Source organism: Caulobacter sp. GW821-FHT05F04 (assembly GCF_059419665.1).
This window is the reverse complement of the sequence record NZ_JBWKSF010000001.1, coordinates 837,393-857,105: the sequence shown is the minus strand read 5'-3', so window position 1 is coordinate 857,105 and position 19,713 is coordinate 837,393. Positions and strand designations below refer to the sequence as shown.

The 19,713-nt window shown below is 69.5% G+C and carries 15 protein-coding genes; 9 read left to right on the top strand and 6 right to left on the bottom strand.

Annotated elements, in window-relative coordinates; genetic code table 11:
- Positions 1 to 34: 34 nt before the first annotated feature.
- Entirely contained in the window at positions 35 to 1,171 is a 1,137-nt protein-coding gene (locus AC07R7_RS04045) for an epoxide hydrolase family protein (protein WP_494634214.1), read from the bottom strand.
- A gap of 203 nt (positions 1,172 to 1,374) precedes the next feature.
- Complete coding sequence (locus AC07R7_RS04040) at positions 1,375 to 2,271, bottom strand: EamA family transporter (RefSeq protein ID WP_494634213.1); 897 nt, start codon at positions 2,269 to 2,271, stop codon at positions 1,375 to 1,377.
- A 208-nt stretch (positions 2,272 to 2,479) separates the two neighbouring features.
- Here AC07R7_RS04040 and AC07R7_RS04035 point away from each other — a divergent pair, with 208 nt between their 5' ends.
- Positions 2,480 to 3,538 (top strand): DUF2855 family protein, encoded by a 1,059-nt coding sequence (locus AC07R7_RS04035; RefSeq protein ID WP_494634212.1) that lies wholly within the window; start codon positions 2,480 to 2,482, stop codon positions 3,536 to 3,538.
- 172 nt (positions 3,539 to 3,710) lie between these two features.
- Here AC07R7_RS04035 and AC07R7_RS04030 read toward each other — a convergent pair whose 3' ends face one another.
- Positions 3,711 to 4,415, bottom strand: coding sequence for an ArsR/SmtB family transcription factor (locus AC07R7_RS04030; RefSeq protein ID WP_494634211.1), 705 nt, complete (start codon positions 4,413 to 4,415; stop codon positions 3,711 to 3,713).
- An 85-nt stretch (positions 4,416 to 4,500) separates the two neighbouring features.
- Between AC07R7_RS04030 and AC07R7_RS04025 the strand changes: the two genes are divergently transcribed.
- Positions 4,501 to 5,847 (top strand): MFS transporter, encoded by a 1,347-nt coding sequence (locus AC07R7_RS04025; protein ID WP_494634210.1) that lies wholly within the window; start codon positions 4,501 to 4,503, stop codon positions 5,845 to 5,847.
- Positions 5,848 to 5,914: 67 nt separating this feature from the next.
- Here AC07R7_RS04025 and secA read toward each other — a convergent pair whose 3' ends face one another.
- Positions 5,915 to 8,683 (bottom strand): preprotein translocase subunit SecA, encoded by a 2,769-nt coding sequence (gene secA / locus AC07R7_RS04020; RefSeq protein ID WP_492882672.1) that lies wholly within the window; start codon positions 8,681 to 8,683, stop codon positions 5,915 to 5,917.
- A gap of 330 nt (positions 8,684 to 9,013) precedes the next feature.
- Here secA and AC07R7_RS04015 point away from each other — a divergent pair, with 330 nt between their 5' ends.
- The 4 genes from AC07R7_RS04015 (at position 9,014) to AC07R7_RS04000 (ending at position 12,781) form a co-directional block, all read left to right on the top strand.
- Positions 9,014 to 9,952 carry a peptidylprolyl isomerase gene (locus AC07R7_RS04015; RefSeq protein WP_492884345.1) on the top strand — a complete coding sequence of 313 codons (939 nt, stop codon included), beginning with the start codon at positions 9,014 to 9,016 and terminating at the stop codon, positions 9,950 to 9,952.
- A gap of 29 nt (positions 9,953 to 9,981) precedes the next feature.
- The gene (gene argJ / locus AC07R7_RS04010) at positions 9,982 to 11,469 is read left to right on the top strand and encodes a bifunctional glutamate N-acetyltransferase/amino-acid acetyltransferase ArgJ (RefSeq protein ID WP_494634279.1); all 1,488 of its coding nucleotides are present in this window, start codon (positions 9,982 to 9,984) and stop codon (positions 11,467 to 11,469) included.
- A 193-nt stretch (positions 11,470 to 11,662) separates the two neighbouring features.
- The gene (locus AC07R7_RS04005; RefSeq protein ID WP_494634209.1) at positions 11,663 to 12,172 is read left to right on the top strand and encodes a hypothetical protein; all 510 of its coding nucleotides are present in this window, start codon (positions 11,663 to 11,665) and stop codon (positions 12,170 to 12,172) included.
- 84 nt (positions 12,173 to 12,256) lie between these two features.
- Positions 12,257 to 12,781: a hypothetical protein gene (locus tag AC07R7_RS04000; RefSeq protein WP_492882674.1), complete on the top strand. Its 525-nt coding sequence runs from the start codon at positions 12,257 to 12,259 to the stop codon at positions 12,779 to 12,781.
- Positions 12,782 to 12,821: 40 nt separating this feature from the next.
- Here the strand turns inward: AC07R7_RS04000 and AC07R7_RS03995 are convergent, their stop codons facing one another.
- Positions 12,822 to 13,865, bottom strand: a complete 1,044-nt coding sequence (locus tag AC07R7_RS03995) for an NAD(P)-dependent alcohol dehydrogenase (protein ID WP_494634208.1) — start codon at positions 13,863 to 13,865, stop codon at positions 12,822 to 12,824.
- A 201-nt stretch (positions 13,866 to 14,066) separates the two neighbouring features.
- Between AC07R7_RS03995 and AC07R7_RS03990 the strand changes: the two genes are divergently transcribed.
- From AC07R7_RS03990 to AC07R7_RS03980, 3 genes are read left to right on the top strand one after another with little or no spacing between them, the layout of a single operon-like run.
- Positions 14,067 to 14,984 carry an AraC family transcriptional regulator gene (locus AC07R7_RS03990; RefSeq protein WP_494634278.1) on the top strand — a complete coding sequence of 306 codons (918 nt, stop codon included), beginning with the start codon at positions 14,067 to 14,069 and terminating at the stop codon, positions 14,982 to 14,984.
- A gap of 41 nt (positions 14,985 to 15,025) precedes the next feature.
- Positions 15,026 to 15,802 carry an ABC transporter ATP-binding protein gene (locus tag AC07R7_RS03985; protein WP_494634277.1) on the top strand — a complete coding sequence of 259 codons (777 nt, stop codon included), beginning with the start codon at positions 15,026 to 15,028 and terminating at the stop codon, positions 15,800 to 15,802.
- Positions 15,799 to 17,346: a hypothetical protein gene (locus tag AC07R7_RS03980; protein WP_494634207.1), complete on the top strand. Its 1,548-nt coding sequence runs from the start codon at positions 15,799 to 15,801 to the stop codon at positions 17,344 to 17,346. The genes AC07R7_RS03985 and AC07R7_RS03980 overlap by 4 nt, the downstream gene beginning before the upstream one ends.
- Here the strand turns inward: AC07R7_RS03980 and AC07R7_RS03975 are convergent.
- A complete protein-coding gene (locus AC07R7_RS03975; protein WP_494634206.1) occupies positions 17,343 to 19,577 on the bottom strand; it encodes a PAS domain-containing protein in 2,235 nt (744 codons plus the stop codon). The two genes, AC07R7_RS03980 and AC07R7_RS03975, sit on opposite strands and share 4 nt — an antisense overlap.
- Positions 19,578 to 19,713 lie beyond the last annotated feature (136 nt).

Genomic DNA, 19,713 nt, shown 5'->3' with positions numbered 1-19,713 from the left:
GACGGGTCAGAAAATCTTCAGGTCGCGCGCGCGCCTACAAGCTCCGCGCCCAGGCCCGCACGTCGTCGACGAACAGCCCCGGCTCCTCCATCGCCGCGAAGTGGCCGCCGCGCGGCTGGTCGGTCCAGCGGACGATGTTGTAGGCGCGGTCGGCCCACGAGCGCGGCGGGGGCTTGTAGATGCTCTCGCCGGGGAAGTTGGCGAAGGCGGTGGGCGTCTCGCAGCGCTGGCCCTGCGCCAGGACGGGGCCGCCTTCCTCCAGCATCGCCCGGTAGTACCAGGCGCCGGTCGTGAACCCGCCGGTCATCACGTAGAGCATCAGGTTGGTCAGCAGCTGGTCGCGCGTGAACACCCGCTCGAACGGCTTGGTCGACAGGTCGGCCCAGTCGTGGAAGCGCTCCAGGATCCAGGCGGCCTGGCCGACGGGGTTGTTGGCCCCCAGCCAGGCGACGGACTGCGGCTTGCTCGCTTGCAAGCGGAAATAGGCGCCGTAGGCGTCCATCTGGGCGCCGAAGTCGGTGATCCAGGCGATCTCCTCTGGCGTCGTCGGCGGTCCGGCCGGGCGCAGGCCGATCATGTTGAGGTGGATGGCCTTCACATGCGCGGGGTGGTCCAGGCCCAGCCACGAGGTGACGAGGCCGCCCCAGTCGCCGCCCTGGGCGAGATAGGTCGAATAGCCGAGGACCTGCGTCATCAGCGTGTCGAAGATCCGCGCGGTGGCGCGCTGGCCTAGCGGCCGCTTGGGCTTTCCGGAGAAGCCGAAGCCCGGCAGCGACGGAATGACGAGATCGAACGCATCGGCCGGGTCGCCGCCGTGGCGCGAGGGGAAGGCCAGGGGCGCGATGGCGTCCCAGAACTCGAAGTGACTGCCCGGCCAGCCGTGGCTGATCAGCAGCGGCCGCTTGCCCTTCGCCTCGCCGACCACGTGGACGAAGTGGATGTCGAGATCCTCGATCGTCGCGGTGAACTGCGGGAAACGGTTGAGGTTGGCCTGGGCCGCCGCGACGTCGAAGCCGTCGGTCCAGTAGGCGCAGATGGCCTTCAGGAAATCCGCGTCGCAGCCATAGCCCCAGCCGCCGCCTTCCGGCGCGGGCGGGAACTCATAGGCGCGGACCTGGGCGAGGACCTTGTCGATGGCCTCGCGGGTCCAGTTCACCTCGAACGGCGTCATGGCGGCCTCCCTGTTTCGAGGCAGGGTCGGGCGGGTGACGTGGGGGAGGTCAAGTATCCCAACCCCCGTTTCCCCGGCGAAGGCCGGGGCCCAGATTCATCCGGAGCAGTTTGGGATGATGCGCCGACGATCTTTGCCCGGCCCACCGAGACTGGTGAGTTCGATCTGGACCCCGGCCTTCGTCGGGGAGACGAGTATGGGTATCAGGCCGCCGCCAGGAACTTCATCCGCACCTTCGGCCACAGCATGTTCACCGCCAGGCCCGTCAGCACCAGCGCCGCGGCGATCAGCTTCCAGGCCGGCAGGCCCTCGCCCAGCACCAGGGCGGAGGCGCTCATGCCGAACACCGGCACCAGCAGGGCCATCGGGGTCACGGTGGCGGCCGGGTGGCGCGCGAGCAGCCAGCCCCAGGCGGCATAGCCGAACATGGTGTTGCCCACGGCCTGCCACGCCACGGCGAGCCAGGTCCCGAGGCTGGCGCTGGTCACGCCCTGGACGATGGCCGGCCAGCCTTCCAGCCATAGCGACATGGCGAACAGCGGCGGGATCGAGAACAGGCTGGCCCAGACGACATAGCCCAGCATGTTCACCGGCCCGGCCTGGCGCGCGACGATGTTGCCGCCCGACCAGCTGAGCGCGGCCAGTAGGCCCAGCATCACGCCCAGCGGCGTGGCCGCCCCGCCGCCGTGGGCGGCGATCACCACGATGCCGGCGACGGCCAGCAGCAGGGCCGCGACCTGGAAGCCCTGGATCCGCTCCTTGCTGATCCACATGGCCATGCCGATGGTGAAGAACACCTGGGTCTGCAGGATCAGCGAGGCCAGGCCCGGCGAGATGTGGCCCTTCATGGCCACGAACAGCAGGCCGAACTGCCCCGCCCCGATCAGCAGGCCATAGGCGGCCAGGTTGGCCCAGGACACCGCCGGCCGCTTGACGATGAACACCATCGGAACCAGCACCATGCAGAAGCGCAAGGTCGCGAACAGCAGCGGCGGCAGGTGGTTCAGGCCGATGCGAATGACCACGAAATTGGTGCCCCACACCGCCACCACGGCCAGGGCCAGCAGGAAGTGGCGCAAGGGCAGGGGCGTGGCGGTCATGGCGGTTCCAATCGCGAGCTGGACTGGTCCCGACCTGAACCCTCGCGCCACGCGTCGCAACGGAAACATTGTCCCCGTGACAATCGCACCGCTCCTGAGCGCGCCGCCGTGTCGCCCCGTGGCGGCGGGTGATCTGAGGTCAAACGTGTGTTTGACTTGCCGCGCGGCCTCCCGCTAACTCCGGTCAAATGAAGCTGGGAGGCTACGCATGGCCTGGGATTTCGTCGTCGCCAAGAGCGACCTTCGCCGCACGGAATTCCGTGACGCCGCGCCCGCGCCGCTGAACGATGGCGAGGTGCGGCTGGCGATCGAGAGCTTCGCCCTGACGGCCAACAACATCACCTACGCCGTGTTCGGCGAGATGATGAAGTACTGGGACTTCTTCCCCGGCCCGGACGGCTTTGGCCGCGTACCGGTCTGGGGCCACGCCCGGGTCGAGGCCTCGAACCATCCGGACATCGCGGTCGGCCAGCGCTTCTATGGCTACTGGCCGATGTCGACGCATCTGACGGTGCTGGCCAAGCCGGGCAAGACCGGCTTCACCGACGTGGCGCCGCACCGCCAGCATCTGGCGGTGGTCTACAACCAGTATCAGGCGGTGGGCGAGGACGATGGTCTGGAGGCGCATAAGGCGCTGTTGCAGCCGCTGTTCACCACCGCGTTCCTGATCGACGACCAGTTCGACGAACACGGCTTCTACGGCGCGGCCAGCGTGATCCTGTCCAGCGCCTCGTCCAAGACGGCGATCGGCCTGGCGGCGCTGCTGAAGCGGCGCGGCGGGGTCAAGGTCGTGGGCCTGACCTCCCCACGCAACAAGGCCTGCGTCGAAGGGCTGGGGTTCTACGATCAGGTCGTGCTGTACGACGACCTGGCGACGGCGCCGATCGAGGGGCCGGCCGCCTTCGTCGACTTCGCGGGCGATGCGGCGGTGCTGGCCAGCGTGCACAACCGGTTCGCCGATGCGCTGAAGGCCTCGATCCTGGTCGGCGGCACCCACTGGGAGGCGCCCAAGACAGGCGGCGGGGCGCTGCCCGGCCCGACGCCGGCCTTCTTCTTCGCCCCCGACCGCATCGCCAAGCGGCGGCAGGACTGGGCGCCGGGGGAATTCGAGCGCCGCTACGGCGCGGCCTGGTCCGGCTTCGTGGCCGATGCGCCGCGGTGGTTGAAGGTGGAGACCGGACAGGGGCGCGAGGCCGTCCAGGCGGCGTACCTGGCGCAGGTCGGCGGCGGGACGCCGGCGGATGTGGGCGTGGTCCTGCGGCCTTGACGGCGGGCGAGGCGAGTTCTCGCTCTCCTCCCCATTAGGGGGAGGTGGATCGATGCGAATACGCATCGAGACGGAGGGGGTCCGCGAAGCGGTGGCGCGCCCGCCGAGGCTGACCCCCTCCACCGCCGTTCGGCGGTCCCCCTCCCCCAAGAGGGGGAGGAGAGGGTGATCCCTAAGCCGCGACCCGTCCCTCATCCTCCAGGCTCAACCCCAGCCGCGCCCGCAAAGCCAGCGCCCCCTCGGCCGTCACCCTGACCGCCCGTCCCTTGGCCTCCAGCGCCAGCCAGCCGCGCGCCGTCATCGTCTCCAGCAGCTTCACCCCCAGCGGTCCGGCCAGGTGATGCCGCCGCTCGGTCCAGTCCAGGCATTGGCGGGCGACGCCGCGCGGCGAGCGCAGGGCGTCGACCTCGACGCCCAGGTCCTCGAACCAGCGCCGACCCTCGGTCGTGACGTCGTAGAGTTTCCCGTCCGCCGGTCGGATCAGGTCGCGCTCGACCAGCGCTTCGCAGACCTTCACGCCCAGACGCCCCGCCAGATGGCCGTAGCAGCACCGCGCGTCCCGCAGCGCCCGGGCCTTGGGCGAGCGTGGGATCTCCAGGGAGCGCACCGGCGCGGCCAGCACCGACAGCGCCTCGATCGCGTGGGCCACCTCGGCGCTGGCCAGCCTGTAGTATCGATGCCGGCCCTCGCGCTCGACCGCCAGCAGGCCGCCGTCGACCAGCTTGGCGAGGTGATTGCTGGCCGCCTGGGCGGTGACCCCGGCGGCCCAGGCCAGGGCGCTGGCGGGCTGGGCGCGGCCGTCCTGCAGGGCCTGCAGCATGGCCGCGCGGGTCGGGTCGCCGATCAGGGCGGCGGGGGAGGCGATGTTGGCGTCCATGATCGGCATTCTAGACCGATCGCCGCCGGAATGGTTCATCGGCGCGTGTAGCAATCGCGCGCCGGACCGGGGCATGACGGAGGCCATGAGCACCAAGCCCTCCCGCCTCGGCTGGATTACCGCCGCCGCCAGCTTCGGTTTCCTGGTCACGCAGCTGGACGTGACCATCGTCAATGTCGCGCTGGACGCCATCGGCAAGGCCTTCGACGCCCCGACCGCGCAGCTGCAATGGGTGGTCGACGCCTATGTGCTGGCCCTGGCGGCCATGCTGCTGTCGGCCGGCGCGATCGGCGATCGGGTCGGACCCAAGCGGACGTTCATGGCGGGGCTGGCGCTGTTCGGCCTGGCCTCGGCCGCCTGCGGCGTCGCGGGAAGTCCGCTGGCGCTGATCCTGGCCCGGGTGGCGCAAGGCGCGGCCGGGGCGCTGCTGATCCCGCCATCGCTGGCGCTGATCGCCCACGCGGCGCACGGAAACGACAGCAAGCGCGCGGCGGCGGTCGGCTGGTGGACCGCCGCCGGCGGGGTGTCGATCGCCGCCGGGCCGGTGCTGGGCGGCCTGCTGGTCGAGGCGGTCGGCTGGCGCTGGGTGTTCTTCGTCAACCTGCCGCTCTGCGTGGCGGGGGCGGTGCTGACCCAGATCGTCGTCCCCACGACGCCGCCCAGGCCGAAGGTCCCGTTCGACATCCCCGGCCAGGTCCTGGCCGTCGCCGCGGTCACCCTGCTGGTCGGCGGGCTGATCGAAGGGGGACATCGCGGCTGGAACGGGGGGCCGCTGGCGGCTTTGATCGCCGGCCTGCTCCTGGCCGCCGCCTTCGTGCTGATCGAGCGGAGGGCCAGGCATCCGGCCATGCCGCTGGCGGCGTTCCGCGAGCGCCCGGCCTGGACGGCGGTGGCGGTCGGCTCGGCCCTGAACTTCACCTATTACGGCCTGATCTTCGTGCTGGGCCTCTACATGCTGCGCGCCCTGCACTGGACGCCGGGCAAGGCCGGGATCGCCTTCCTGCCGCTGACGGCGACCTTCGTGCTGTCGAACCTGGTCAGCGGCGGCCTGGCGGCGCGGCTGGGCGCCAGGACGGTCACCGCCGGCGGCGTGCTGATCGCCGCCTGCGGCTACGGCCTGACCGCCCGGCTGGGCGCGGACAGCGGCATGCTGGAGATGCTGCCGGGCTTCGCCCTGATCCCCGGCGGCATGGGCCTGGCGATCCCCGCCCTGACCAGCGGACTGCTGGCCAGCGTCGACCGCCACGACGCCGGCGCGGCCTCGGGAACCCTCAACGCCTGCCGCCAGGTCGGCGGCGCGGCCGGCGTGGCGATCTTCGGGGCGCTGGCGGGGGCGGACGTGGCGACGGGGTTGCGGGTGTCAGGTGTCAGCGCGGCGGTGATCCTGGTCGGGGCGGCGGCGGTGATCCTGCTGCCCGCGCGAAAGGTTTAGCGCCCAAGGAAAACGCCCGCCCCGGTCTCCCAGGGCGGGCGTTTCCAATTCAAACCTCAGTTCCCGCTCACACCAGCGAGCCGTGGCACTGCTTGAACTTCTTGCCCGAGCCGCAGGGGCAGGGGGCGTTGCGGTTGGTGCGTTCCCATTCCTCCGGCAGGGATGAGATCGGCAGGGCCTGGCGCTGTTGCGGCGACAGGCCGTCCGGGATCTCGCCAGCGACGGCGGCGTTCTCGCCGGTCAGCGGGTCCAGGTGGACCTCGACCAGGTTCTCCAGCGACGAATGCGGAATCTCCGGCTCGGCATAGGCGATCTCGACCGTCATCAGCCAGCGGGTGGTGTTGGTGCGCAGGTCGCCCAGCAGCTTCTCGAACAGCGAGAAGGCTTCGGTCTTGTACTCGTTCAGCGGATCGCGCTGGCCATAGCCGCGCAGGCCGATGACGTTGCGCAAGTGATCCAGGTGCATCAGGTGCTCGCGCCACTGCAGGTCGATCATCTGCAGCAGGAAGTTCTTCTCGACCGAGCGCATCTGCTCGGGCGTGATGATCACTTCGCGCTGGGCGGCGTAATCGTCGGCGGCCTTGACGATGCGGTCCTTGATCTCCTCGTCGGCGATGCCTTCCTCGGCGGCCCAGGTTTCGATCGGCAGGTCCAGGCCCAGGATCGACTGGACGCGTTCCTTCAGGCCCTCGACGTCCCACTGCTCGGCATAGGCCTTGGGCGGCAGGTGACGGGCGATCAGGTCGTCGATCGTGTCGTGACGCATCTCGACGATGATGTCCGAGAGGTCGTCGCTTTCCATGAACTCCTGGCGCTGCTCGAACACGGCCTTGCGCTGGTCGTTGACGACGTCGTCGTACTTCAGGAGGTTCTTGCGGATCTCGTAGTTGCGCTGCTCGACGCGCTTCTGGGCCGTGGCGATGGCGTTGTTCAGCCACTTGTGGGTGATCGCCTCGCCTTCCTGGACGCCGAAGGTGCGCATGATCGCGTCCAGGCGTTCGCCGGCGAAGATGCGCAGCAGGTCGTCCTCGCACGACAGGAAGAACTTCGACCGGCCCGGGTCGCCCTGACGGCCGGTGCGGCCGCGCAGCTGGTTGTCGATACGGCGGCTTTCGTGGCGCTCGGTGCCCAGCACGAACAGGCCGCCGGCGGCCAGCGCCTGTTCCCGGGCGACGACGATCTCGGCCTCGAGGCGCTTGCGCTCCTCGACCTCGTCCTCGTGGGTGACCTCCAGGCCCATGCCCTTCTGCTGCTGGCGCCAGTTGGCCAGGCGCATGTCGATATTGCCGCCCAGCTGGATGTCGGTGCCGCGGCCGGCCATGTTGGTGGCGATGGTCACCGCGCCGGGCACGCCCGCGTCGGCGACGATGCCGGCTTCCTGCTCGTGGAAGCGGGCGTTCAGCACCTGGTGCGGGATGCCCTTCTGCTTCTTGCCGTTGTTCTCGAACGAGAAGCTGGACAGCAGCTTGGACAGCTCCTCGGACTTCTCGATCGACACGGTGCCGACCAGGATCGGCTGGCCGCGCACGTGGCAGTCGGCGATCTGCTTGAGGATGGCCTCGTTCTTCTCGCGCTCGGTGCGATAGACCTCATCGTCGTCGTCGATGCGCTTGATGACGCGGTTGGTCGGGATTTCCGAGACGGTCATCTTGTAGATGTCGTCGAATTCCTGAGCTTCCGTCGACGCCGTGCCGGTCATGCCCGACAGCTTCTTGTAGAGGCGGAAGTAGTTCTGGATGGTCACCGAGGCCAGGGTCTGGTTTTCGGGCTGGACGTCGGCGCCTTCCTTGGCCTCGATGGCCTGGTGCAGGCCTTCCGACAGGCGGCGGCCGGTCATCATGCGGCCGGTGAACTCGTCGATCAGGATGACCTCGCCGCCCTTGACGATGTAGTCCTTGTCGCGCGTGTACAGCACGTTGGCGCGCAGGGCCTGGTTGACGTGGTGCACCACCGAGACGTTGGCCGCGTCGTAGAGGCCCGCCGAGTCCTCGGCCAGGTGGCCGCCCGACATCAGGATCTCTTCGATCTTCTCCTGGCCGTCCTCGGTCAGGATGACCTGCTTCTGCTTCTCGTCGTGGTCGTACGTGCCCTTGTCCTGGATCAGCTGCTTCACCAGCACGTCGATCGTCTTGTAGAACTCGCTGCGGTCCTCGGTGGGACCCGAGATGATCAGCGGGGTGCGGGCTTCGTCGATCAGGATCGAGTCCACTTCGTCGACGATGACGAAGTTGTGGCCGCGCTGGACCATCTCATCGACGCTGTAGACGAGGTTGTCGCGCAGGTAGTCGAAGCCGAATTCGTTGTTGGTGCCGTAGGTGATGTCGCTGCGGTACGCGCGCTGACGCTCCCCCTGGCTGAGGCCGTTGACGATCACGCCATAGCTGAGGCCCAGGAAGGTGTAGATCTGGCCCATCCAGTCGGCGTCGCGGCGGGCCAGGTAGTCGTTGACGGTGATGACGTGGACGCCCTTGCCTTCCAGGGCGTTGAGGTAGGTGGGCAGGGTGGCGACCAGGGTCTTGCCTTCACCCGTGCGCATTTCCGAGATGCCCGAGAAGTGCAGCACCATGCCGCCGACCATCTGGACGTCGAAGTGGCGCATGCCCAGCACGCGCTTGCCGGCCTCGCGCACCACGGCGAAGGCTTCGTTCAGAAGGTCGTCGAGGGTCTCGCCCTTTTCGAGGCGGGCCTTGAACTCGGCGGTCTTGCCCCTGAGGGCTTCGTCCGACAGGGCGGCGTACTCGGCTTCGTAGGCGTTGATCTTCACCACCCGCGCGGCGAAGGCCTTGACCTTGCGTTCGTTGGAAGAGCCGAAGAGCTTTTTGGCGAGACCAAGCATGCAGGGGGAATCCGGTGGGACGGTTTGACGAGGAGGCCGGCGCTAAGGCTGTGTGGCCTCGACTACGGTAGATGAAGTCGCGCTGGATCAGCGGATAAATCCGCTATTCCGGTGCGGCCGGAGACTTAAGCACCGGTCATCTTGGTGTCAACGCGAAGACCCTGGCGCAAGTAAGGCTTCTGGGGCCATTAGTGGCCGTCCCGCCTCGGTTTTCGGGGCCTCGAACGCTTTCCGCGCCGAAGCCGTTTCCTCTCGGCGAAAAACCGCGCTAGAGCGGCTTCAGCAAAGCCGGAGATCTTGGCCTTGAACAGCACTTTCCGCCGCGTCGGTATGATCAGCGCCATCGCCTGCGCCTTGTTGCTGGCCGCTTGCGGCCAGAACAAGGTCGCCGACAAGCCGCCGGAGCCTGGCGACACCGCGGTGGCGCGCGTCAACGGCCAGGTGATCTGGGCGTCCGATGTCAAGCGCGAGGCCGTGGCCCAGGGCCTGATCAGCGAGGGCGAGCCGCTGGACATCTCCAGCGAGGTCTTCCGCCAGCGCCTCGACGAAGTGATCGACCAGAAGCTGCTGGCCTCGGAAGCCACCAAGCGCAAGATCGACAAGGATCCGGTGGCCCAGCGCCGCCTGGCCGCCGCCCGCGAGCGCATCCTGGGCGACATGCTGGTCGAGGGCGTCGTCGAAAAGGCCGTCACCGAGGACGCTATCCGCAAGCTCTACGCCGAGCAGCAGAAGCTTTCGAAGCGCTCGGAAGAGATCCGCGCCCGCCAGATCATCGTCGGCAGCCAGGCCGAGGCCGACAGCATCAAGAAGCTGCTGGCCTCCGGCGCCTCGTTCGACGCCCTGGCCATGGAGCGCTCGACCGACCAGGCCACCCGCTTCAACGGCGGCGACCTGGGCTATTTCACCCTGGACGTGATGCCCGAGCCCTATGGCGTGGCCCTGAAGGACGCCCAGAAGGGGACGCTGGTGGGTCCGTTCGCGGCCGAGGGCGGCTGGGTCATCGTCAAGGTCGAGGACAAGCGCACCGAGGAGCCGATCACCCTGGAGGCCGCCCGGCCGCAGATCGTGCGCTTCCTGACCTATGACCAGGTGCGCGACATTCTCGAGAAGCTGCGCGGCTCGGCCAAGGTCGAGATGCTGGTCGCCAAGCCCCAGGACGTGTCCGGCGCGACCGGCGCCCAGGAACCGGCGTCCGCCCCGGCGGAGCCGCAGGGCGCCCCCCCGCCGGCGGCGGCGCCCGTCCAACCTGCCCAACCCGCCAAGAAGTAAGAGCGGCCCACATGACCAAGACTCCCCAGATGGCCGGCAAGACTTCGGGCAAGACCACCGTCGCGAAGGCCCCCGAGGCCGCGCCGGGTTCGGCCAATCCGGTGGCCGCCGCCGGCGCCGCGATCGAGCGCGCCCTGGTCGATCCTCTGACCTCCGCCTTGAAGCGCGCCGGTCTGCGCCGCGCCCAGAAATCGGCCGGCGAGGACCTCGCCAGCCCGACCGCGCCGGTCCCCGCCAAGCCGGCGTCCGCCAAACCCGTCTCAGGAGGCGCGGGCAAGCCCGGCCTGGCGATCTCGCCCCTGGCCGTGCCGTTCCCGGTGATCCCGCCGATCGCTGGCGTCGAGATCGCCACCGGTCGCGCCGGCTTCTACAAGCACGAGCGCGAGGACCTGGTCCTCATGCGCTTCGCCGAGGGGACTTCGGCGGCGGGCGTGTTCACCCGCCACGGCGTCGGCTCGGCGCCCGTCGACTGGTGCAAGCGTCAGCTGGCCGCCACCGGCGGCGCGGACGTCCGCGCCCTGGTGGTCAACGCCGGCTGCGCCAACAGCTTCACCGGCCGTCCCGGCGCCGACGCCGTGCGCCGCGTGGCCACGGCCGTGGGCAAGCGCCTGGACTGTCGCCAGCGCGACGTGATGATGGCCTCGACCGGCGTCATCGGCGTCATCCTCGACGACAGCAAGATTACCGCCCGCCTGCCGGAGGTCGAAGCCCGCCTGAAGGCCGACGCCTGGGCCGAGGCGGGTCGGGCGATCATGACCACCGACACCTTCCCGAAAGGCGCCTACGCCACGGCGCTGATCGACGGCGTGGAAGTGAAGATCGCCGGCATCGCCAAGGGCTCGGGCATGATCGCGCCCGACATGGCCACCATGCTGGCCTTCGTGGCCACCGACGCGGCCATCGCGCCCGCGGCGCTGCAGACCCTGGTCAGCCTCTATACTCGCACGACCTTCAACTGCGTGACGGTGGACGGCGACCGCTCGACCAACGACACCCTGCTGCTGTTCGCCACCGGCCAGTCGGGCGCGCCCAAGATCCACCGCGCCGGCGACAGGCGCCTGGCCGACTTCCGCGAGAAGCTGGAGGCCGTCCTGCTGGACCTGGCCCTGCAGCTGGTCCGCGACGGCGAGGGCGCCACCAAGTTCGTCAAGATCACCGTCAACGGCGCCGAGAGCCCGGCCAGCGCCCGCAAGATCGCCCGCACCATCGCCGAGAGCCCGCTGGTCAAGACCGCCTTCGCCGGCGAGGACGCCAACTGGGGCCGCATCGTCATGGCTGTCGGCCGCGCCGACGAGCCGGTCGCCCGCGAGAAGATCAGCGTCAAGTTCGGCGACCTCTACGCCGCCCGCGACGGCCTGGTCTCGGCCGAATACGACGAGGCCAAGATGAGCGCCTACGTCAAGAACCAGGAGTTCGAGGTCAGCGTCGACGTCGGCGTCGGCAAGGGCTCGTCCACGGTCTGGACCTGCGACCTGACCAAGCAGTACGTGGCGATCAACGGGGATTACCGGAGCTAGGGGCTCGGTTCCAAATTCCAAACCCTTGTCATCCCGGCCGCAGCGAAGCGGAGAGCCGGGACCCAGGGGCCGCTTCTCTGCCGCTAGCCCCTGGGTCCCGGACAGCCTCTGCGAGGCTTCCGGGATGACAAGCGGTCGGCGCTTTTCTGCTATCGTTAAATCCCGACGCCAATCGCGTAAGGAGCTCTCCCCCATGACCGACCTCACCCCCGACCAGGAAGCGGCCCTGCTGGCCGACCTGACCAAGGCCTGCCGCGAGGCCGGCTACGTGGTCGAGGCGATCGATCGCGGGCTGGAAGTGTCCGGCGGCGAGGAGGCCAATGACGACGGGGCCAATGACGACGGAGGCGGCGCCTACTACCTGCTGCCCGACCATGGCTGGCTGCAGGCGCGTTGCCTGGTCCTGGATCCCGAGGATCTGGCCGAGGCCCGCGACCTGACGGCCCTGTTCGAGACCGTGGCCAAGGCCCAGTTCCGCCTGATCGGCTGCCGCTTCGGCTACGACGTCGAGACCGGCCTGTGGCTGGTCGAGGATCTCTATCCGGGCTTCGATCCGGCCAAGGTCCCGGCGGTGCTGGAACAGCTGACCTTCATCTGGGACGCGCTGGAGGGCCTGTTCGAAAGCGCGCTCGAGGGGGTGGTTCCCAACGACGACGCCTTCGACGCCGCGTTCGACCTGGAAGCGGCGACGCCGCCGAACTAGTTTGGACGCCTTGTCGTCCAGGGGAACCGTCGGCCAAGCTTGCCGTTCCTGATCGGTGTTCATGTGTGGTTGGAGGGCGTTGCCATGTCTCGGAAACTGTTTGTCATGATCGGAGCGGTGGCCGTCCTGGCGATCTCGCCGACGGCCCACGCCCAGATGAAGCCGCCGACGACGCCGGACGAGCCGGGCGGCCGTTGGGGCGAGGCCAAGAAGAAGGCCGTGGATATCGGGTCGCAGCCGGCGCGCGACGTCGGCATCTCCAAGCGCGATATCCCGCCGATCCTGGAGAAGGCGTTCGACAATCCCTACAGCCTGCAGGGCCTGAAGACCTGCAAGGCGATCGCCGGCGAGATCACTCAGCTGAACGCCGTGCTGGGTCCCGACTACACGATCGGCAACGAATATACCGAGAACCGCGCCGGCAAGCTGGCCGAGGCCGGCGGCAAGACGATCATCAACAGCATCATCCCGTTTCGCGGCCTGGTTCGCGAAATGACCGGCGCGGCTCCGGCCGACCGCCACATGAACGCGGTGGTCGACGCGGGTCTGGCCCGGCGCGGCTTCCTGCGCGGCGTGCACCTGAGGCAGGGCTGCAAGACGCGGTTCTAGGAATTCCCCTTCTCCCTTGGCGGGAGAAGGGGACCTTCGGCTACAGCGTGCTCATGTCGATCACGAAGCGGTAGCGCACGTCGCTCCTGGCCATGCGCTTGTAGGCTTCGTTGATCTGGTCGATGGCGATGACCTCGATGTCGGCGACGATGTTCTTTTCACCGCAAAAGTCGAGCATCTCCTGGGTCTCCTTGATCGAGCCGATCATCGAGCCGGCCAGGGTGCGGCGGCCGGGGATCAGGGCGAAGGCGTTCAGCGGCACGGGCTCTTCCGGCGCGCCGACCAGCACCATGGCGCCGTCGACCTTCAAGAGGTTCAGGTACGCCCCCCAGTCGATGCCGGCCGAGACCGTGCAGATCAGCAGGTCGAACGTCCCGGCCAGGGTCTCGAAGGTCTTGGGATCGTTGGTCGCGTGATAGCGCGACGCGCCCATCCTCAGGCCGTCGGCCTGCTTGGACAGGGTCTGGCTCAGCACCGTGACCTCGGCGCCCATGGCGTGGGCCAGCTTGACGCCCATGTGGCCAAGGCCCCCCATGCCCAGGATGGCGACCTTCTTGCCGGGACCGGCGTTCCAGTGGCGTAGCGGCGAGTAGAGCGTAATGCCGGCGCACAGCAGCGGCGCGGCGGCGTCCAGCGGCAGGTTCTCGGGGATCGACAGCACGTAGTCTTCCTTGACCACCATGTGGTCGGAATAGCCGCCATAGGTCGGCGTGTCCGAACCCGGCTCGAAGCCGCTGTAGGTCAGGACGAGGCCTGGCTGATACTGCTCGCGGTCCAGGTCGCGGGCGGCCTTGCAGGTCACGCAGCTGTCGACGAAGCAGCCGACGCCGACATGGTCGCCTTCCTTGAAGCGCGTGACGTTGGCGCCGACGGCGGTGACCACGCCGGCGACCTCGTGGCCGGGCACGATCGGATAGACGCTCTGGCCCCAGCCGTTGTCGACCATGTGGATGTCGGAGTGGCAGACGCCGCAGTACTTGATCGAGATGACGACGTCGTCGGCATTGGGCTCGCGACGTTCGAAGCTGAACGGCGCCAGGGGCGCGCCGGCGGCGGGCGCCGCATAGCCTTTAGCGGTGGCCATTGGGAAGTGTCCTTGAGTTTGGGGACCGATCGGGGAGGATCGAACGGCCAGAGGTTTGCCACGCGCCGGGGCGGCGGCGTTATGCCGATCCTGCAAAGCTCATGCACGATCCTGCAAAACGCCGTGAGGACGGTTTTCGCCTCACCCGCGCGGGCGTAGAGGTTCAGTGTTGCGAAAACCCAGGAAACCAAGCCCTTGAGCGTGTCCGACAACGCCCCCGACAGCGCTGGCGTCTATGCCGAGATCGCCAGCCTGGTCGCCCGTTACGCCAAGGACGACCATCCGGAATCGGCGATCGACGGCCTCTATCTGACGCGTCGCTGCTCGCCCAGCGGCCGGTTGCACGTCGACCAGCGGCCGTCGTTCTGGCTGGTGGCCGGCGGCCGCAAGTGCCTGACCGTCGGCGACCAGGACCTGCACTACGGCGTCGGCGACTGCCTGCTGGTGGCCCTGGACCTGCCAGCCACGGCGCGGATCCTCCAGGCCAGCGAGGCCGAGCCGCACCTGTGCGTCGGCGTGGCGATCAACCCGGCCCGCCTGGCCGAGCTGATCGGTCGCCTGCCCGAGCAGGCCTCGGCCGCTCCGCCGGGCGGCGTGCGCGGCGTGGCGGTGAACCCGGCCTCGCCGGAACTGCTGGACGCCACCTTGCGGCTGCTGCGCCTGCTGGACCGTCCTGGGGACGTGGCGGCGATGGCGCCGCTGATCGAGCAGGAGATTCTCTACCGCCTGCTCAGCGGTCCGCAGGGCGCGCGCCTGATGCATATCGCCATGGCCGAGGGCCAGGGCCAGCGGGTCACCCGCGCCGTCGCCTGGCTGCGCCAGCATTTCGACCAGCCGCTGCGGATCGAACTCCTGGCCGAGCACGTGGGCATGAGCGAGAGCTCGCTGCACCACCACTTCAAGGCCGTCACCAACATGACGCCGATGCAGTACCAGAAGCAGCTGCGGCTCTATGAGGCCCGCCGCCTGATGCTGGTCGAGGGCCTGGACGTCGGCGCGGCCGGCTTCTCCGTCGGCTACCAGAGCCCCTCGCAGTTCAGCCGCGAATACCGCCGCCTCTACGGCCTGCCGCCGGCGCGTGACGTCGAGGCCCTACGGGCGCCGATCGCGGCGGAGTAGGGCGCCTTGCCACTCGCCCGCTGATCGCGTCACATGCCCGCCTGCAGTATTGGGGGCGGGTTTTGACGGAAGCCTTGATCGTTCGCGGCTTGAACAAGACGTTCGCCAAGCCCGCGGTGTCCGACCTCGACCTGACGGTCCACGCTGGCGAGCTCTACGCGCTGCTGGGCCCCAACGGTGCGGGCAAGACCACCACCTTGCGGATGGTTGCGGGCCTGACCCAGCCCGACAGCGGCGCGGTGGCGATCTTCGGCGTCGACGCCCGCGAGGATCCCGCCGCCGCCAAGGCCCTGCTGGCCTGGGCTCCCGATGAGGCGATGATCTACGACAAGCTCAGCCCGCTTGAATATCTGGAGTTCGTCGCCGGACTCTGGAACATCGAGCCCAAGGCGGCGAAGGCCAGGGCCGAGCAGTTGCTGGAGACCCTGGGCCTGACCAGCGAGGCGCGGCGGCGGTGCGAGGGCTTCTCGCGCGGCATGAAACAGAAGGTCGCCCTGGCCGGGGCGCTGATCCACGATCCCAAGCTGCTGATCCTGGACGAACCGCTGACCGGCCTGGACGCGGCCGCCGCGCGCCTGGTCAAGGACATGCTGCGGGCCCGCGTCGACGCCGGCGCCACGGTGATCCTGACCACCCACATTCTGGAAGTGGCCGAACGCATGGCCGACCGTATCGGCATCATCGCCGGCGGCCGCCTGCTGGCCGAGGGCACGCTGGACGAGCTGCGCGGCAAGGCCGGCGAGGCCAGCGGCCGGACGCTGGAGGACGTGTTCCTGCAGCTGACCTCAGAGGCCGTCCCTCAGGGCGTCGTCGCGTGAGCCTGCCGTTCAAGCCGGCCAGCACGGCGTGGCTGCTGGCCCACGAGCTGCGCCTGGCCTGGCGCGGCTTTCTGGCGGGGCGCAAGGGGCGGGGACCCGGGGCGTTGATCGCCTTCGTGATCCTGGGCGGCCTGATCGTGTTCGGCGGCGTGGCCATGGGCCTGGCCCTGCGCGGCCAGCAGGTTCCGGTGGTCCCGCTGGCGGTGGTCATCGTCGATCTGGCGCTGGCGGTGATCCTGACCCTGATGCTGTCCAGCACCCTGGCGGCCTCGGCGGACGCCCTCTATGAGCGCGGCGATCTCGACCTGCTGTTCTCCTCGCCGCTGGCGCCGCGCAAGGTGCTGTTCGTCCGGGCCCTGGGGCTGGCGGTCAATGCCGGGCTCTGGTTCATGGTCCCGGCGGTGCTGCTGCTGACGCCGTCGATCGTGCTGGGACATCCGGCCTGGCTGGGCGTGTTCGTGGTGCTGGCCGCCGCCGCCCTGGCCGCCTCGGGCGTCGGCCTGCTGCTGGCCATGGCGCTGTTCGCCGTGATCGGTCCGCGCCGCACGCGCACCGTGGCCCAGGTGATGGCGGCCCTGATCGGCGCCGCGTTCTTCCTGGCCAGCCAGTACCGCAACCTGATGGGCCAGAAGGCCAGCGAGAGCCTGTTCGCCCGCATCGCCACGGACGCCCGCGAAGGGCGCATCCAGCCGCCGCCGCTCGCCGACCTGCCGCTACGCGCGGCCCTGGGCGAGCCGATCCCGCTGCTGATCCTGGTGGCGCTGGGCGCGGGGATCTTCCTGTTCGCCGCCCAGACCCTGGGCCGCCGTTTCGCCGACGCGGCCGCCGCCACCCAGGGCGCCGAGACCCGCAAGGGCGCCAAGGGCCCGACGCGCGCCTTCGCCGCCGGACCCTTCCAGGCCACGGTGCGCAAGGAGCTGCGCCTGATCAGTCGCGACGCGGCGCTGCTGTCGCAGGTGCTGCTGCGGGTTCTGTACATGCTGCCGCTGGCCCTGGTGCTGGCCCGCGGCGCCGCGCACATGCCGGTCTGGGCGCTGGCCGGACCGGCCGCCGCCGTGACCTTCCTGGCCGGACAGGTGGCCGGGAGTCTCGTCTGGATCACCGTCTCGGCCGAGGACACGCCGGACCTGCTGGCCATAGCGCCCGCCCCGATGGGCGTTCTGCGCCAGGCCAAGCTGACCGCCGCCCTGCTGCCGGTGGCCGTGCTGCTGGCCGCGCCGATCGCGGTCCTGGCCTGGTACGCGCCGCTGGCCGGGCTGTGGACCGCGATCGGCGCGGGGCTGTCGGCCTGGAGCACGGGCCTGATCGGAGTCTGGTATCAGAAGCCCGGCAAGCGCGCCGACTTTCGGCGCCGGCGCGGCGCCTCGCTGCTGGCGACCCTGGCCGAATTGTTCGTCGCCACCCTGATCGGTGTGGCGACGGCGCTGGCGGTGGCGGGCTGGCTGGTCTGGGCGCTGCCGCCGCTGATCGTCGCGGGGGCGGTGATGATGGCGTTGCGAAGGACCGACGAGCAGATCGCGGCGGCGCTGCGCGTGGCGAGCTAAGCCTCCAGCAGGGCCCGGATCCGGCACACCACCCCGTCCGGCTGGAAGTCGATCGCCGCCGAGCCTGACAGCTCCGCCGCCAGGCCGCGCTCGATCAGGCGCGAGCCGAAGCCGCGCTGGGTGGGCGGCGCGACGGGCGGGCCGCCGCTTTCGGTCCAGGTCAGGTCCAGCCGCGCCGCGCCGGGATCGGGAGCCAGCGCCCAGGAGACGCGAACCCGGCCCTCCGGCGTCGACAGCGCCCCGTACTTGATGGCGTTGGTGGCCAGCTCATGCAGGGCCATCGACAGCGACAGGGCGCTCTTGGGCGAGAGGCGGATCGATGGCCCGCTGAGGTCGAACCGGCCGGGGCCGCCATGCAGCGCCGCCACGCGGCTGATGACGTCGTGCAGCTCGGCCCCCTCCCAGTTCTCTCGGGTCAGGAGGTCGTGGGCCTCGGCCAGGGCGACGATGCGGTTGGAGAAGGCCTCCTGCGCCTGGTCCAGAGCGCGGGCGCCGTTGAAGCTCTGGGCGGCGATGGCCTGGATGGTGGCCAGGCTGTTCTTCACCCGGTGGTTCAGCTCGTTGACCAGCAGGCGCAGGTGCAGCTCGGCGCGCTTGCGCTCGGTGATGTTGACCAGAGCTCCGACGACGCGGTGCGGCTTGCCGTCGTCGCCGAAGAACACCTTGCCCTTCGTGCCCAGCCACCGCTCCACATGGTCGTCGCGACCGATGACGCGATACTCGACGGCATAGTCGGCGCGTAGGGTTGGATCCGTGGCCCGCCTAGCCGCGTCGCGCACCCGCTCCACGTCGGCCGGATGGATCAGCCCGTAGGCGGTCTCGACATCCACGGGTTCGCCGGACGGGAGGCCGAACATCTGGCAGCAGCGGTCGGACCAGGTCAGCACGCGGGTGTCCAGGTCCAGGTCCCAGGTGCCGACATCGGCGGCGTCCATGGCCAGGCGCAGGGTCTGTTCCTGACGCAGCAGGCGGTCGACCGCTTCCCGGCGCTCGGTGACGTCCGACGCGACGCCGACGAAGCGCACGCACTGGCCGCCGTCGAAGAAGGCCCGGCCGAAGACCTCGACCCAGCGCAGGGCGCCGTCGCCGCCGCGGCGGATGCGATATTCGAGATTGATCGCGCCGTCGCCGGAGGGATCCGTGGCGGCGGCCACGGCCGCGCGGACCCGGGACAGATCGTCCGGATGCAGCAGGCGCTCGAAGGTCTCCTGCGTGGGCTTCTCGTCGGGCGACAGGCCGAAGATCGAGCGGGCGCGGGCGTCCCAGAAGCGCTGGCCGATATGGGGCTTATGGTCCCAGCGACCCATGCCCGCGGCCTGGGCGGCGAGGTCGAGGTCGATGCGCGCGGCCGCCAGTTCGGCCTCGACCTGCTTGCGTTCGGTGATGTCGACGACAACGCCGGTGTTGCGGGCCGGCTGCCCATCCTCGTCCAGATAGGCCCGGCCGCGCGTATAGACCCAGCGGATCGAGCCATCGGCCTGCACCAGGCGATACTCGTGCGAGAAGTCGCCGCCCTCCCGGGTCGCTTTCAAGGCGCTGTCGCGGACGCGTTCGCGGTCGTCGGGATGAACGGCGGGCGTATAGCTCTGCACCGGCAGGCCGGCCGCGGCGAATTCGGGCGAGACGTTATGCAGCTCGGCGTAGCGGGCGTCGGCATAGACCTTGTTGGCCTTGATGTCCCACTCCCAGGCTCCGACCACCCCGGACGCGTCTCGCGCCATCTCGTAGCGCTCCTGAGTGGTCTTCAGGGTCTTCTGGTCGGCCACCGACTGCGAGACCTCGACCGCGGTGACCAGCACCCCGCCGATGCCGTTCGGCGCGCTGGCGTCTGGCACGGGGCTGTAGCTGATGGTGAAGTAGCCGATCTCCTGGGTTCCGTGGCGCGTCACCTTCAGGGGCAGCTTCTCGAACGCGAAGCCGCCGCTGGTTCCGTTCAGGATGTCCTCGTGGAAGGCGCGGATCGAGGCCTGGAAGTCGGGCGAGGTCTGGTCCAGCCGCGCGCCAAGCGCCTCGGGGTGCCGCTCGTGCAGGGCGGGCGCGTAGGCGTCGTTGTAGATCAGGACCAGCTCTGGACCCCAGCGCAGGGCCATCGGGAAGTTGGTGGCCAGGATCATGTCCACGGCCAGATGCAGGCTGGGCGACCAGGCGTCGCGGGGGCCGACGGGCGTCTGGGACCAGTCGAACGCACGCACGCGCTCGGCCATCTCGCCGCCCGCGATTCTAGTCAGCACAGGCGCGGCGCGTGGCCTGCCCTCGCCCATTTGCGGTCCCCCATCCGATCAGACGACCGGCCCTGAACAAGGTGAACCCATAGCCCGTCCGGATTCAAGCGGGGCTTTGGTGAACGCACGCACGAAAACGCCCGGA